Source organism: Paracholeplasma morum, assembly GCF_016907055.1.
GTDB classification, from domain to species: domain Bacteria; phylum Bacillota_I; class Bacilli_A; order Acholeplasmatales; family UBA5453; genus Paracholeplasma; species Paracholeplasma morum.
This window is the reverse complement of sequence record NZ_JAFBBG010000011.1, coordinates 31,416-46,026: the sequence shown is the minus strand read 5'-3', so window position 1 is coordinate 46,026 and position 14,611 is coordinate 31,416. Positions and strand designations below refer to the sequence as shown.

Annotated in this window: 16 protein-coding genes and 1 tRNA gene; 11 read left to right on the top strand and 6 right to left on the bottom strand. The window is 32.3% G+C overall.

Annotated features, from left to right (window positions below; translation table 11 throughout):
- The first annotated feature begins 41 nt into the window (after positions 1-41).
- From JN09_RS05865 to JN09_RS05855, 3 genes are all read left to right on the top strand, one after another.
- A complete protein-coding gene (locus JN09_RS05865; RefSeq protein WP_204433704.1) occupies positions 42-263 on the top strand; it encodes an IS3 family transposase in 222 nt (73 codons plus the stop codon).
- Between the two features lie 102 nt (positions 264-365).
- Complete coding sequence (locus tag JN09_RS05860; RefSeq protein WP_204433703.1) at positions 366-1,586, top strand: M48 family metallopeptidase; 1,221 nt, start codon at positions 366-368, stop codon at positions 1,584-1,586.
- Entirely contained in the window at positions 1,579-2,286 is a 708-nt protein-coding gene (locus JN09_RS05855; protein ID WP_204433701.1) for an aminoglycoside phosphotransferase family protein, read from the top strand. Before JN09_RS05860 ends, JN09_RS05855 begins: the two co-directional genes overlap by 8 nt.
- 315 nt (positions 2,287-2,601) lie before the next feature.
- Here JN09_RS05855 and JN09_RS05850 read toward each other — a convergent pair whose 3' ends face one another.
- From JN09_RS05850 to JN09_RS05825, 6 genes are all read right to left on the bottom strand, one after another.
- Complete coding sequence (locus JN09_RS05850; RefSeq protein WP_204433700.1) at positions 2,602-2,826, bottom strand: hypothetical protein; 225 nt, start codon at positions 2,824-2,826, stop codon at positions 2,602-2,604.
- 279 nt (positions 2,827-3,105) lie between these two features.
- Positions 3,106-3,345 carry a hypothetical protein gene (locus JN09_RS05845; protein ID WP_204433694.1) on the bottom strand — a complete coding sequence of 80 codons (240 nt, stop codon included), beginning with the start codon at positions 3,343-3,345 and terminating at the stop codon, positions 3,106-3,108.
- An 82-nt stretch (positions 3,346-3,427) separates the two neighbouring features.
- Positions 3,428-4,039: a carboxymuconolactone decarboxylase family protein gene (locus JN09_RS05840; protein WP_204433692.1), complete on the bottom strand. Its 612-nt coding sequence runs from the start codon at positions 4,037-4,039 to the stop codon at positions 3,428-3,430.
- The gene (locus JN09_RS05835; RefSeq protein ID WP_204433687.1) at positions 4,036-4,404 is read right to left on the bottom strand and encodes a DUF454 family protein; all 369 of its coding nucleotides are present in this window, start codon (positions 4,402-4,404) and stop codon (positions 4,036-4,038) included. Before JN09_RS05835 ends, JN09_RS05840 begins: the two co-directional genes overlap by 4 nt.
- On the bottom strand, positions 4,404-5,621 hold the full coding sequence (locus tag JN09_RS05830) for a DUF438 domain-containing protein (RefSeq protein ID WP_204433686.1): 1,218 nt from the start codon (positions 5,619-5,621) through the stop codon (positions 4,404-4,406). Before JN09_RS05830 ends, JN09_RS05835 begins: the two co-directional genes overlap by 1 nt.
- Before the next feature lies 1 nt (position 5,622).
- Complete coding sequence (locus JN09_RS05825) at positions 5,623-5,847, bottom strand: DUF1858 domain-containing protein (RefSeq protein ID WP_204433685.1); 225 nt, start codon at positions 5,845-5,847, stop codon at positions 5,623-5,625.
- Between the two features lie 419 nt (positions 5,848-6,266).
- On the opposite strand from JN09_RS05825, the gene JN09_RS05820 reads away from it, so the two are divergent.
- The 8 genes from JN09_RS05820 to JN09_RS05785 all read left to right on the top strand — a co-directional run bounded on the left by JN09_RS05820 (position 6,267) and on the right by JN09_RS05785 (position 14,608).
- Positions 6,267-6,659: a hypothetical protein gene (locus tag JN09_RS05820; RefSeq protein WP_204433683.1), complete on the top strand. Its 393-nt coding sequence runs from the start codon at positions 6,267-6,269 to the stop codon at positions 6,657-6,659.
- A 203-nt stretch (positions 6,660-6,862) separates the two neighbouring features.
- Positions 6,863-7,651, top strand: coding sequence for an alpha/beta hydrolase (locus JN09_RS05815; protein WP_204433681.1), 789 nt, complete (start codon positions 6,863-6,865; stop codon positions 7,649-7,651).
- 16 nt (positions 7,652-7,667) lie between these two features.
- Positions 7,668-8,678, top strand: a complete 1,011-nt coding sequence (locus tag JN09_RS05810) for a PTS sugar transporter subunit IIC (RefSeq protein WP_204433679.1) — start codon at positions 7,668-7,670, stop codon at positions 8,676-8,678.
- Positions 8,679-8,734: 56 nt separating this feature from the next.
- Positions 8,735-8,825 (top strand) — tRNA-Ser (locus JN09_RS05805).
- A 306-nt stretch (positions 8,826-9,131) separates the two neighbouring features.
- Positions 9,132-9,335 (top strand): helix-turn-helix domain-containing protein, encoded by a 204-nt coding sequence (locus JN09_RS05800; RefSeq protein WP_204433677.1) that lies wholly within the window; start codon positions 9,132-9,134, stop codon positions 9,333-9,335.
- Entirely contained in the window at positions 9,332-10,984 is a 1,653-nt protein-coding gene (locus tag JN09_RS05795) for an Eco57I restriction-modification methylase domain-containing protein (protein ID WP_204433676.1), read from the top strand. Before JN09_RS05800 ends, JN09_RS05795 begins: the two co-directional genes overlap by 4 nt.
- Complete coding sequence (locus JN09_RS05790; protein WP_204433675.1) at positions 10,971-12,080, top strand: DNA cytosine methyltransferase; 1,110 nt, start codon at positions 10,971-10,973, stop codon at positions 12,078-12,080. Before JN09_RS05795 ends, JN09_RS05790 begins: the two co-directional genes overlap by 14 nt.
- Positions 12,077-14,608 carry an McrB family protein gene (locus JN09_RS05785; protein ID WP_204433674.1) on the top strand — a complete coding sequence of 844 codons (2,532 nt, stop codon included), beginning with the start codon at positions 12,077-12,079 and terminating at the stop codon, positions 14,606-14,608. Before JN09_RS05790 ends, JN09_RS05785 begins: the two co-directional genes overlap by 4 nt.
- The last annotated feature ends 3 nt before the right edge of the window (positions 14,609-14,611 follow it).

Genomic DNA, 14,611 nt, shown 5'->3' with positions numbered 1-14,611 from the left:
ACACGAGCAGATCATTTAAAAATCTATTAGATAAACACAATATGGTGCAAAGTATGTCTAGAGTAGGTAAGTGTATTGATAATGGACCAATCGAGAACTTATGGGGCATCATCAAATCTGAAATGTATTATTTAGAAACGTTTGATTCATCAGAAAAACTCACAAAAGCAATTAAAGATTACATTAAGTTCTATAATCATGAAAGAATACAACGTAAATTAAAAAGCCATACACCTTTAGAATATAGGTATATGGCCATCTAATTTTATATTATTTACCGTGTCTACTTGACAAGAGGCTGTTCACCTTTTGAGGTTGTCTTTCATTTTTTTATTTTGTATGATTAAGTAAAAGGTCGTGTTTATATGAAAATAGTTGTGATTACGTTAGTGGTGTTACTTGCAGGTATAGACGGGTTTATTCATTATTTATTGACTAAAAAACCCAAGCATATCGATCAAAGAACTTATGAGGTATATGATAAAAAAACTTATCAAAAGTGGGATGCCTACAATAAAGAGAAAAGTAAGTTATCAGTGATCAATAAAGGGATTCTTTTTCTAATCCTCATCACCATGCTTATCCTCAATTTACACTTTGAGATTTATCACTGGCTTGAGGGTTTTTCTTATGATACCTATACCCAAAATGCCTATTTCTTTTTGATTGTAACGATTATTCCGTTACCAATTGTGATTACGTTTGATTACATCCGTATTTTTAAGATTGAAGAGAAATATGGGTTTAACACTCAAACCAAAAAACTATTTATCAAAGATAAGCTAATCGAGACAATAACTTGGTTAGTTTTAGAAACTGGCATCGTTATTGGTCTTTATTCCATCTACGAGGAGACAGAGGGGTTATTTGTATTGTTTGGGTTAATAGTAGCTTTCCTATTTATGACTTTGACCCTCATTATATTTCCAATAATGAGCAAACTCTATAACAAGTTTTCACCCCTTGAAGAAGGATCACTTAAAGCATCAATCCATGACTTACTTAAAAGTACAAACTCTAAAGTGTCCAAAGTGCTTGTGATGAATGCTAGCAAACGTTCAAAGAAAATGAATGCGTATTTTACAGGGATTGGCAAAAGAAGAAGAATCGTATTATATGATACAACGATTGAAGGATTAGAAGAATCTGAGATTGTTGCGGTTTTGGCTCATGAACTTGGGCATGCCAAGCACAAGGACATCGTTAAAATGCTGCCCTTAAGCTTTTTATCTATCGGATTAATCATTATTCTTCTTGGGGTATTTGCAGGCTTTAAACCATTATCTACTGCCTTTGGGTTTAGTGATTCTAATTTTGTATTTTCATTTATCATTTTGTTTGAATTGTTTGAGATCATGATGATTTTGATTAAAGTCCCACAAAACAAATGGATTAGGTCCATGGAATATAAAGCGGATCAATATGCCGTAACGGTTCATGATAAAGCATCTTTCACCAGTGCGTTAATTAAACTCTCAAAGATTAACTTAACGGATTTGAACCCACACCCATTGATTGTCACACTACTATATGACCATCCAACCTTATTTCAACGCATCGATCACATAGGTGAGAATCATGGCTAAGAACTTAATCGGGTCAGGTATGACCGCAAGTGTCTATTTTGAAGAGGGGTTTGCCTATAAAATCTATAAGCCTTCTCATGATATCCATGCCATAGAGTATGAAAAAAGACTAACGAACCTCATTAAAGAAGAAACCTCACTGAACATGCCATTCTTTTATGACACCAATAATGATCATGAACTTAAAATGACTTATTTCAGTGGAGAAACGCTTGCAGTGCACTCTATAAAACATCATTATAAAAATGGCATTGAGGATTTAATCCGTCTAGGAGATGAAATCCATAGCTATCATGTAAAAGGGTTAGAAAATGCCCATGATAGATTTTTTGAGACACTTAGTAAATCCTCATTAGATGAAAATATCAAAGATAAAGCTTTAGACTATTTAGCATCGATTAAACACATGGATAATCTCCTCCATCTAGATTTACATTTTGAAAATATCCTATTCGATGGGTCTTCACATTTCATCATTGACTGGGTAAACGCAAAACAGGGAAATCCCGTATTGGATTTGGCTAGGAGTTATGTCATCTTAAGGGAACATGCGTACAGATTGAGCATTAACTATCTCAAGAAATTGAAATCGATGGGATTAGAATCATTGGATAAAGCGATCTTTATCATGGCAGCCTTAAGATTTATAGAAATAGGATATAACACCAAAAGTCTTAGAATCATTGAGCTCTTAAAATAAGAAAAACGCCATCAAATTGGCGTTTTCGTCTTTATTAAGATTGTATTTACTGAATTGAGAAGTTTTTCTAGCATACACCCTAAAGTTAGATAGATCACTAATCATAATGGAATCATAGAGATCCACGCCCCCCGTTTGATTAAAGGTTATAGAATAATCACTATAATTTAGTGTCTCAGTTTCCGCAGGGATATCCTCTATTTAAATTTCTGTTTTATTGCATCCAAAAAGTCCAAGTACTAATACTAGGATTAATAATTTCTTCATATCGTTTTCTCCTTAAGGTTGATTGGTATCACTTTTTAGTCCATACCATTAATAGCGACCAAGTCTTTCCTCTTTTATGGTATAAAAAGTGTGGTAGTGGACTTTAGCGTTGTTGATTTTTTCGGTTCTCATATAAGCAAACGCTTCATTCATCTTGGATAAATAGTCGTTTGCTTCTTTAAAAGTTGGGAAGCACTTATCCAAATAGGCATTTAGAGTGGTAGCTTCTTGGGTAATTTCTTTGATGTTCTTGTAAACACAAAATTGAATCATAGTAAGACTCCTTTGTTATTCAATTTATTTTACTCTACAAAAGTGCCGCAAACAACGGCACATCTGTCATAGTTTTCTTACGAAACATAATATAACCTGACTTTTACAGTTAACAACTAAAACTAAAACTATAGACAACAAATCAAAAACCGACCATTTGGCTATATTGAGCCATTTAGTCGGTTTTACAATATTGAAAGTGTTAAAGTCAGGTTATAACAGTTTTACAAACCAAAAATAAACAAGAAAAAATAAAAAGCCTAAATGAAGGGCTATTTGTTACTTAGAACTTAATTCTAGATAATGTTGTCTAAATGGTGAGTTTGGTCTTGAACCATTCTCTACCATTCTAAAGAACTCAGCCAAAGGACTTATATTAGATGGGTTGATATCAAATAACGCTTCATCTTGCATCGCTTGTTTTACAATTTGATCAAGCAATTCAGTTGTGATATCGTGTAGTTCTACAAAATCTCCATCAATGACGACATTTTCATATTCCATTTTTACGATTCTCATAAAGTATCCGCCGATAAATTAGTCTTCACTTAATAAAACGAAAAAAGCGGCAAAATATCCGCTTTTCAAAAAACTATTTTTATTATTTTACCGGTTTATTTATCTTTTTGTTAATCTTACCATTATGAAACGGTATGACAAACAAATTGATGAATATGAACATTGGAAGTAACACCATAGTCGCGATTGGAATCAATAATTCATTTAAGAAATTTGAGCCTTTGACGTGTTTAAAGCTTAATGTATTCTTAAGCAGTGCTAAAGAAATACCCATACTATTGGTCATGGTAATAAACTCAACTGCCCCTAATATAGCCCTTGCTTTTCTGATGCCATAGGTCTTTTCTAATTTATCATAAAATGCTGGGTCAATAGTTTCTTTGTTATAGGCATAATCCTTCGCAAATAAAACCGCTAAGGATTCATTTGCTGGAATACCGTCTAAATCACCTGCGAGGATTTCTTTGATGTCTTCATTGGATAATCCTGCTTTTAGCGATAACTTTGTATGGACATATGAACACATGATACAGCCATTGACTTCTGTGACTGCAAGCATGATGCGTTCTTTAAATTTAAAATTCATGCCATTTTGTTTTTTATATAGTTTGTTATATAAAAAGCTTAATGACGCTCTATATGTGATGCCGATGTGTTCGATTAAACCGAACTTTCTTTTTTCATTTAAACTCATATCGTGTCCTTAATGGTTTTAACTTGGGTGAAAAAATATAGATATTTGAGGATACCAACAACGAATAATAAAACCGTTACAAGCCATTGGTTGATGATAATCATGGATGATAATAGTATTAAATCAACAAAAATCATCAAACGCCATTTTTGTTTTCTAGTCATACTTCTTTCTTCTGCAAAAGTTTTCAGATACTTATGGTAAATCTTAGTTTGAATGAACCAAGTGTGAAATCTTGTTGAACCTTTCGCAAAAAAGAATAAGGTCAACAATAAAAACGGGGTTGTCGGTAGAATCGGTAAAATAATACCGATTAACCCTAAACCGAGGCTTAGAAATCCTAATATAATGTATATGACTTTCATTAGTCCTTCGATACCAAGCGTTTTTCGCCAACAAGTTCTCTGATTGGTTTAATGTTTTGTGTGATTTCTAACGTGCCTAAGAACTTGCCATCTTTTGAACGGACTGCAAAGTATCTAATATAAACAAACATATCTTTCAGTTTAATCCAGAAGTCTTCGTTGTCTTTTTTGCCACTTCTAAAGGATTCCACAATCTCTTCAACTACATGGACACTTTGAGGTGGATGACACATGGATACGTGTCTGCCAACAATCGTTTTAGGTCTGTCAAAAATACGTTCTTTACCTTGTGTAAAATATTTTACATGGCCTTCATGGTCAACAAACGTCATGTCAAATGGTAAAGTGTTAAGCATTTGATTCACTTGTTCAAATGTCAATGAACCCGCATCAAATGGCACTTCGCCTTCTGTTTTAGGTGTGAATGGTTGGATGGTTTCTGGTTCAGATTTGGTTTCTTGTTTCCAAGATTCAGTTGGTTTTTCTAAGAAATATCCCATTTCTTCTGAGGATGAGTCAACTAAAACCCAGTCAAAGAATGTCATGTGTTCTAATAACATTGGCATTAGGATATTATCTTCTTTGAATACCATATCTTTGATTTTCGCAATATTCAGCTTGATCTTTTCTCTGGTTTTGGTTTCATCTTGATCAATAGAACCCAAATCATTTAAGATGTCTTTGATTTCAGCTCTGATTTCATCGTCTACACCCCACATGACTTTTGGTGGTGCAGTGATACCAACTTTTTCAAGTTTAGGGAAGAAAAGGTATTCTTTTCTTGCGTAGTGATTGTGTATTTCTTTTAATCTATCATACCCTACTCTTAACATCAAATCTGCAGATTTGCCGCTTTCTGTTAAAAATGGCTCGATTTCTTTTTCAATCAGCTCAACGATTCTTTCATTTTCTTGTTTGAATACTCTAACTGGGTGACCAGGAATTGAGTTATGATCAGATAGGCTGTGGATATCTGAAATAGACCCTTCAAATACCGCAGCATGGACGTCACATAGTCGTTGGACTTCTCCGACCTGCATGCCTTCTTTCATTAGGCTTTGTTCCATCTCGGTGATTTCTTTTGTCGTCACATCTTCGAAGTGTTCTTTAAATGCTTTTTTAGCTTCCTCTAGGGTCGCGCCATTATGTAAACTTAAGATAATCTCTTTTAGTTTTTCTTGTCTTTTTTGAGACACATTGTTGATGAATTCGCTCATCTTATACCCCCTCTATTTGATGGCCTAGTGCTTCAAGTCTTTCTTTAATCTTGTTCAAATCTATTTTCCTCATACTTGAACCTGCCTTTAGTGTCATAAACCTGCCAACGGTTTGCAGCATACCTGGTTTGGTAATTTCTTTAAACCCAAGTTCAAATAAAATGTCTTTTAGTTTTTCATCTTGTGTGATAATCGATAAAATCGTATCGTTAACGTTGATAGTCAAAATAACACCCTCTTTTTACAGTTTGATTTTATCAAATAAGGGTATGTAGTACAAATGATATCCCTTGTAAAAGCGCTTTATTATAAATAGGCGTCAAAAAAGGCAATCCTAGGATTACCTTTGTTTGATGATATAACCTGACTTTTACAGTTAACAACTTAAACTAAAACTATAGACAATAAATCAAAAACCGATCATTTGGCTATATTGAGCTATTTAGTCGGTTTTACACTATTGAAAGTGTTAAAGTCAGGGGTAATTTCTTTGATGTTCTTGTAAACACAAAATTGAATCATAGTAAGGCTCCTTTGTTAATTCAATTTATTTTACTCTACAAAAGTGCCGCAAACAACGGCACATCTGTCATAGTTTTCTTACGAAACATAATATAAGTGATATAATTTCAAGTGAGGTTATTTATGGAAAAGACGATTGTTTCGACAATAGCATCAAACAAAAAGAAGAAATGCTTCACTTTATTCGATAAGGATGAACCTTTTTTACTTAACTTAATTAACCGCTATCTTTCCGTAGAAAAAAAAGAAATAGGTTTATTCTCCATCAAAGTGATTGAAACACTTATTCCCTTATTAGAAGGTTATGAAGATGAACAAAAGCAGGCGCTCTTGGAGTTTGATGAGACGATAAACAAAAACATCAAAATGCCTATATTCAAAAAGACAATTTTTAAGGATTCGTGGGTATGCAAAACAAACCTCAATCAGACCTTTACAGTTATATTTTCACGCCATCGGATAAGGATTATCAGTAGTTCATGTAAAAAGTCATGTGATAGGCTTACTGCTTCATGACTTAAGTGTTCTATTTGATAAAGATGCTTCTGAATCTTCTAGAAGGGTGAATGAACGTATAAGTTTTTATGAAACATTTTATGAGTCTTTAGCAATTAAAGATTTTTAGTAGTAATTATAAAATCTTCATTTAAAGCGTTTTCTCACAGTTTTATGTGTCAAAAATAATATGATTTGGTATACTTAAAATGAGGTGTTAAAGTATGGATTATTCAATTAGATTTAAAGATTGTGAAATCTATTATGTGATACACAAAAACGATTTGAAACCGAATCTAGTTTTACTACACTCGTTTTCATCAAGTATGAGTATCTATGACCAATTAGTGATTACCTTAAAAAAGGATTTTTCGCTTATATTAATTGATCTACCCGGTCATGGGAAAAGTGAATCATCCAAAAACGTGGGTTTAAAAGATATGCCTGAGATACTAAAGACAATCTTTGATTCTCATAATATAAAAGATGTGCACTTCATAGGTTCTCAAGAAGGGGCATTAATTGCTCAAGCGTTTGGACATATATATCCTGCTAGATTAAAAAGCTTAACAGCGATTGGCAGTTATTCAATCTATGATAATGACTATAAAAAGATTGAGAAAGAACGCTTTATTAGGAAGTTTAAGTTAGGGTTCTTTTGGCTCTTTAGTTTCAATAAGTTTAAAGCCTATTACGCTTCTAAAGCTTCTCAAACTGATACAGGTAAAGAGCGCTTTATGAAGTCCTCTAAAGGTTTTACAAGAAAGAGTGTATTCTCATTAAGTGGGATTAAACGTTTTTATAAACTCGGTAAGCCTAATGGATTTTATCCACTATATTTAGTATGCGGAGAACACGATGATGATGTGATCAAAGATGCGTGTTTGTTACTTGAACAAAAAAGACAAAAGACGATTTTAGAAGGCTATAATAAAGCAAGAAGTCTAGTGTTCTTAGATCAGTCAAGAACGTTCCATGAACATTTCTTGACGTTCATTAAGAACCAAGCATAGATAGTTGGGGGACAACATGACTAAAAGAAAGAGTATTTTACAGTTTTTCATTGTGAGTTTTAATGGGATGGCTATTGGGCTATTCTCAACACTAATCATTGGGGTTATTTTAGGCCAGTTAGCAAAACTGATTGGTAATATCCCTGGGGCAGAGTTTTTTAGCGAGAGCTTATTAGACTTATCTAACATCATCAAACCGATGATGGGTATTGGTATTGGATTTGGGATTGCGATTGCCCTAAAGCTTGATGGCATTAAACTTGTAGTAGCGGGAATTGCGGGTGGTATTGCCACTAAGTTATATAACGATCCTATGGTCGCATACTTTAGTACCATCTCAGTATATTTCTTATTCAAATACGGTTTGAGCCGTAAAACACCAGTGGATATCATTATTGTTCCTTTATTCGGTGTATTAGTAGCCTTTTTGGTAGCGAATTTAATCGGATCTCCTGTACAAACAGGGATGAACGCATTAGGTGACTTTATTCAATACGCAACAGACCTTCAACCGTTTATTATGGGGATTGTGATTGCGGTTGTAATGGGAATGGCACTTACAGCTCCAATCTCAAGTGCAGCCATCGCAATATCTATTTCTCTTGGTGGAATTGCAGGAGGTGCAGCAGTAGTAGGCTGTTCAGTTCAAATGCTTGGATTTGCAGTTATGTCAAGAAAAGACAATAATATTGGGACAGTCATATCAGTAGCCATCGGAACTTCGATGTTACAATTTAAAAACATCTTAAAGAAACCAATTATCTGGTTGCCAACAATCATCATTAGTGCGATACTTGGACCAATCTCTACTTTAGTATTTAAAACACAAACCACACCTTCAGGTTCCGGTATGGGTACATCTGGTCTAGTAGGTCAATTTGGAACATTAGATGCTATGGGACAAACGCCAGAAGCATTCTTGGCCATTTTGATTCTTCAAATTGCATTGCCAATTATCTTAGTATATGTTGTCGATGTTATATTTAGAAAAAAGGGTCTAATTCAACCAGGAGACTTGAAAATATAAAACTTGTAGTTTTCACTTGAAAAGTCACTCATAGTACGCTATAATAAAATGGCTTTGGAGAAATACCCAAGTGGTTGAAGGGGCGGGCTTGGAAAGCTCGTAGGTCGTTAACCCGGCGCAGGGGTTCAAATCCCCTTTTCTCCGCCATATTAGCACAACAGTGTTGATACAATAGTGTTGACCTTATAGAATAGGAAAATAGGGAGAATATCCCTTTTTTCTTTCCAAAATACGAGTCTATGAATCACATAAATCAAGTGGTTTGTAGACTTTTTTATTTTTATACTCAATAAAAACACAAAAGGTCTATAAAAACACGAAAGGTTAATAAAAACACAAAGGATTAGTTTATAAGAAAAAATATCAAAAAACATGTATTAAATATCATCAAACCGATTGTTAGATTTGGTAAGTTGTGATATAATTATTTAGAACTATATTTGAGGTGATTCTATGTATGATAATCATTCTTTAACAAATGACAAATGGATAAGTTTAGAAGAGGCTGCTGAATATTTAGGTGTCAAGGTTATTACAATAAGGGAATGGATAAAAAAGTTCAGTGATATACCTGCACACAAAATTGGTAAACAGTGGAAATTCAAACGATCCGAATTAGATGAGTGGATAAAAAGTGGAAAGAGTGCAATTAAATGAGAATGCAAGTAATTAATAATATAATTGAAAAAACGTTACAGGAAATTTATAAATATCTAAATCACAATTTCAGTAAACAAGAAGTTGATGTTATTAGCAGTGAACTTACTAACTTTATAGAGTTTAATCCACAAGATTATTCTCACATTCTTGGAAAATACTCATATCAAGAGTTACAAATTATTCTTTCTACAATCAATGAAAAAGGATTAAACAGAAAAAGCAAAGGTGTTTATTATACTCCAAATGATGTAGTAAACTTTATATTTTCAAACACAGTAAAATCCTTATATGGAATTATTAAAAAAAGCAATTTACATGTGCAAGATTTGAATGGTGTTCCATATAGATCATTTTGTTATGAAAAAAGTGTTTTTGATCCTACGTGTGGAGCTGGAGAATTCTTACTTGTTGCATTAGCAACGAAACTAGACTTGGTAGATTTACACCAAACAATTGTCAGCAATAAAGATTTATGTAGAATAGTCCGTACTATTCATGGCAATGACATTAACCATGATTCAATAACCATAACGAAGCTTAGATTATTTGTTTATCTATTAAATAGATATGGAGCAGATAAAGTACTTGGAGTTTCAGAAGAACTTAATAATAATTTCACTTATATTGATTTCATTAATTTGGATAAGAAATTTAATGAAAAATTTGACATTATAATTGGGAATCCCCCATATGTAGAGGATAACAAAAGCGACACTATTCCATTAAAAAAGTATGGTAATGTTTATGCAAATGTTTTAGAAAACTCTTCAAATTGTCTTGCTAGTGATGGAGCTATGGGATTTATTATACCACTCTCATATATTTCTACCCCAAGGATGAAAAAAATAAGAAACATACTTATAAGCAAATTAAGTGAGCAATATATATTAAGTTATTGTGATAGACCTGATTGCTTATTTCCTGCAGTCCATCAGAAATTAAGTATTTTAATAGGTAAACATAGAGTTAATAAAGAAGAATCAAGAATTTATACAGGCAATTATCAATTTTGGTACAAAGAGGAACGAGAGAATCTATTTGAAAATGTACCAACAATTCATAATAGATTTGTAAAAGAAGAGTATATTCCAAAATTAGGGTCATTATATGATCAAATTGTTTATGAAAAAGTAACTGAGAATCAAAAATCTTTATTTACACTTTTAACAGAAGGAGATGTTCCAGTTTACTTAAATATGAGAGCAGCTTTTTGGATAAAAGCATTTCGTGAAGAACACAATTCTGGTGAGTATAAAAAGTATGGTTGTTCTTCAAAAGAAATGGCAAATCTATGTTTCTGTATACTGAACTCTTCGTTGTTTTGGTGGTATTGGATATCTGTGTCCGATTGTTGGCATATAACTAATAAAGAGCTAAAAGGATTTACTGTTCCAAATATGGATAGTTATCAAAAAGTAAATGCACTTGCGAAAAAATTGGAAAATAAACTTGAAAAAACAAAACTGTATGTTGGAACGAAGCAAACTGAATATGAATATAAACACAAAGATTGCATAGATGAGATACATGAAATTGACGATCTAATTTGTGAGTTATATGGTCTTACAGAAGAAGAAAAAATACATATAAAAAACTTCGCATTTAGATATCGTGTAGGTGGAGGTGCTATAAATGAAAGTAATTGATTTATTCTCTGGGTGTGGTGGCTTGTCATTGGGTTTTATTAAAGCAGGTTATACTGTCATTAAAGCACTTGAATATGATAAAGAAATTGCCAATACGTACAAAATGAATCACCCAAATGTTAAAATGATAGTTGATGATATTCAAAATGTAGATACTAGTGATTTTTTCCAAAGTGGAGAAACTGATATAATTATTGGTGGACCACCTTGTCAAGGGTTCTCAATGGCTGGTGCACGTATCAGAAATGGTTTTATTGATGATCCGAGAAATTATTTATTTAAACATTATTTTAATATAGTGAAGTTGGTTAAACCAAAAGCATTTGTGTTTGAAAATGTTAAAGGTATTAGAAGTATGAAAAATGGAGAAGTATTTAATGAGATTCTTAGACATTTTTCATCTGCTGAACTTCTTGATGGAGAACCTTTTAATTTATATTATAGAGTTGTTAATGCTGTTGAATTCGGAATCCCACAAAAAAGGGAAAGAATGATAATAATTGGTGTAAGAAAAGATAATGTTGATTTTGAAAAAATCTGGAATGAAACCATTAATGCTATTAAGAAAGAGAACCCTGATTATTTTGAACCAGTAACCGTATGGGATGCAATAGGTAACTTACCAACTCCTTCAGAAAATGGTATGGTGTTCAATTTATTACCTGTAACTAATTATCAAAATTACTTGTCAAATTCTAAAAAAAGTAGTCAGATTCAAAATCATAATATGACTAAACATTCTAAAGTGGCAATTGAAAGAATGAAGATAATAAAAAGTGGAGAGAATTTTACAGTTTTGAATGAGAAAATTAAATCAGTGCACAGCGGAGCATACGGTCGTTTGAGTTGGGACATTCAATCTCCAACAATTACTACAAGATTTGATACTCCAGCTGGGGGAATGTTTACACATCCTATTGAAAATAGAACATTAACTCCTAGAGAAGCTGCCAGAATACAAAGTTTTCCAGATGATTTTGTTTTTTATGGAAAAAGAACATCAATTTGCAAACAAATCGGTAATGCAGTTCCGCCAAAGATCTCATATTTTTTGGCAAGATTTTTAGATAATCTACTAAAGGGGGGAAATAAATGAATCCATTGTTAGAAAGAAAATTGAACGAACTTAAGTCTGCACAAGATTATGAATGTTGGTATTTAGTAAAACATTCAACTAATTTTGCTCATCTTTGTTATTTAGTCACATTTTTAAAAGATTATAAAGATAATCCTGGAGTTTCAGTCAATTTAGAAGAGCATATAAGTAAAAAAGTGAGTTTGATTAATTCAGTCAAACCCAATTTAAGATTGTCAGATAATTATAGAGCATTAAGGGTTGCTGCTTTTTTTGGATTAATTAAAATGACATCATCTAAGTACGATGAATGTATTTTTACAGATACATATTATGAAATATTAAATAGATGTTCTGGTGATTTTGAAAAAACAGAATTATATCAAGATATTATTACAAGACAAATTGAAAAAATGTATATTTCTTCATCGATTGATGAAGGTAAAGCAAACGTTAGAGGAGAGTATGCCATTTTCCCGATAATGTTTCTAAATAAGATATTATTAGAATTGGGAAAAGCAACTGGATCATATTCTATTACAATGAATGAGTATAGATATCTTGTTGCCACTACTAAAAAATATTCAGACTTTTTGGAAACAATGCTATACATCAAATTGTTAAGGGAAGAAGGAGATCAAACGTATAACAGTGGCATTTCCGTAATCGAAGAGTTTAAAACATTGAGAGGTAAGTTTGATAATAGAATGAACAAAGCAATTGAACTTCTAGAATACATAGAGAGTTCAAATGATAAATTAACATTGAAAGAAGAGTATATACCTTTAATATCAAAGAAGGTATATGAATTTGAAAGTAAAAATTATAATTTCAGCGATTCTGAATACATCGATTTTCTATGCTCTACCAAATCATTATTTAGTGATGACACTAAAAAAACATCTAAGATTCTTACTCCAGAATGGTTTAAAGAAAAAGGCGAGGAGTTTACTGGGGATGATTTAGAAGCACAAAGAATCTATGTTAGCTTTAACGAAAATTATGGTATCGACAAATTATCAACTTACTCCGGCGAAGAGTTATTAAATGCTTTATTTTTAGGAGGTAACTCTGATAATCTATGTCATGAACTTGAATATGTGAAGAGGAATACAGATTTATTTGGAAGTATAAAAAACGGGAATGCATTTAAGTATCCTTTATTTAAAAGAAATGGAACTTGGATGACTGGAACCGCACGTAATCCAAAAGAACTTCAACTTGATGAAACTATAATTATTGGAGTTAAAGTTAGAGATGGTCTAGTGAATGCTGTTAAAGCCATCAAAGAATCACTTCCATTAGAATCAGTAGAACAATACCTTTCTTTGTACTCCAAACTATTCACTATTATTCCTGAATATGTTGATAGTTTGTGGGTTACTAAGTATTTCCACATGATTTTTCCAGATTTATTTCCTGTCTTCTATAATAGAGATTGGCAATTAAAGGTTCTTTCACTGTTAAATATTACACCATCAGAAACATCATACGGAAGATTAGGACAAATTAATGAGTTTGTTAGAAGATGTGAAATATCAAATGTTGTTTTTTCAAAAGTTTTCCATAAGTATTGTAAAAATACGATTTTTGATGAAGATCAAGATGTGATATTTGATGATGTTGAAGTAGACAAATTAACTGGAGGTACTAATATCATACTCTATGGTGTTCCTGGTGCAGGTAAATCATGGACTATAAAAAACGAGTATTGCGATGATGATGATAGAATTGAACGTTTAGTATTCCATCCTGACTATACTTATTCTGATTTTGTTGGTCAAATATTACCTAGACTAGATGACGATGGATCTGTAAGCTATAAGTTTACTCCGGGTCCATTTACGAAACTATTAAGAAAATCCTATATTAACCCTAATAAGATGTTCTATCTAATTATTGAAGAGGTCAATAGAGGTAATGCACCTGCTATTTTTGGTGATATTTTCCAATTATTAGATCGAAATAAAGATGGAAGTAGTGAATATAAAATAACTAATAGTGACATAGCCAAAATTGTATATGGTAATGAAAACTATAAAGTATCAATCCCATCAAATATGTCAATATTATGTACAATGAATACAAGCGACCAAAATGTTTTTACCCTTGACACTGCATTCCAAAGAAGATGGAGTATGAGACTTATCAAAAATAAGTTTAAAGAAGGAAAAGAAAGTGAATTGGCTAATGCGAGAATACTGGATACTACAGTTACTTGGGAAAAATTCTTTTCAGAAATAAATAATATCATACTGCAAAAAAATATTAGAATGACCTCTTCAGAGGATAAACGATTAGGAACACATTTTGTTTCAATAGAGGATCTAAAATATATTCAAGGTGATGAAAAACAAAATAGTAGATTTCCAGAAAAGGTTCTCAAATATTTATGGGACGATGCTTTTAAATTCACAAAAGAAGATATCTTCGATTTAGATAATGTTAGAAGTCTAGAAGACGTAATTGAACATTTTTTGAGTGCAAAAGGTGATGAACGATTCGAAGTCTTTAAAGAGAATATATACAACACTCTAGTAAGAAATTAATGG

Bases quoted from the DNA above. Each gene is read 5' to 3' on its own strand.
- JN09_RS05800 (WP_204433677.1), top strand. From the start codon at position 9,132: ATGTATGATAATCATTCTTTAACAAATGACAAATGGATAAGTTTAGAA.
- JN09_RS05860 (WP_204433703.1), top strand. From the start codon at position 366: ATGAAAATAGTTGTGATTACGTTAGTGGTGTTACTTGCAGGTATAGAC.
- JN09_RS05855 (WP_204433701.1), top strand. From the start codon at position 1,579: ATGGCTAAGAACTTAATCGGGTCAGGTATGACCGCAAGTGTCTATTTT.
- JN09_RS05840 (WP_204433692.1), bottom strand. From the start codon at position 4,039: ATGAGTTTAAATGAAAAAAGAAAGTTCGGTTTAATCGAACACATCGGC.
- JN09_RS05815 (WP_204433681.1), top strand. From the start codon at position 6,863: ATGGATTATTCAATTAGATTTAAAGATTGTGAAATCTATTATGTGATA.
- JN09_RS05820 (WP_204433683.1), top strand. From the start codon at position 6,267: ATGGAAAAGACGATTGTTTCGACAATAGCATCAAACAAAAAGAAGAAA.
- JN09_RS05830 (WP_204433686.1), bottom strand. From the start codon at position 5,621: ATGAGCGAATTCATCAACAATGTGTCTCAAAAAAGACAAGAAAAACTA.
- JN09_RS05785 (WP_204433674.1), top strand. From the start codon at position 12,077: ATGAATCCATTGTTAGAAAGAAAATTGAACGAACTTAAGTCTGCACAA.
- JN09_RS05835 (WP_204433687.1), bottom strand. From the start codon at position 4,404: ATGAAAGTCATATACATTATATTAGGATTTCTAAGCCTCGGTTTAGGG.
- JN09_RS05845 (WP_204433694.1), bottom strand. From the start codon at position 3,345: ATGAGAATCGTAAAAATGGAATATGAAAATGTCGTCATTGATGGAGAT.
- JN09_RS05865 (WP_204433704.1), top strand. From the start codon at position 42: ATGGTGCAAAGTATGTCTAGAGTAGGTAAGTGTATTGATAATGGACCA.
- JN09_RS05850 (WP_204433700.1), bottom strand. From the start codon at position 2,826: ATGATTCAATTTTGTGTTTACAAGAACATCAAAGAAATTACCCAAGAA.
- JN09_RS05790 (WP_204433675.1), top strand. From the start codon at position 10,971: ATGAAAGTAATTGATTTATTCTCTGGGTGTGGTGGCTTGTCATTGGGT.
- JN09_RS05810 (WP_204433679.1), top strand. From the start codon at position 7,668: ATGACTAAAAGAAAGAGTATTTTACAGTTTTTCATTGTGAGTTTTAAT.
- JN09_RS05795 (WP_204433676.1), top strand. From the start codon at position 9,332: ATGAGAATGCAAGTAATTAATAATATAATTGAAAAAACGTTACAGGAA.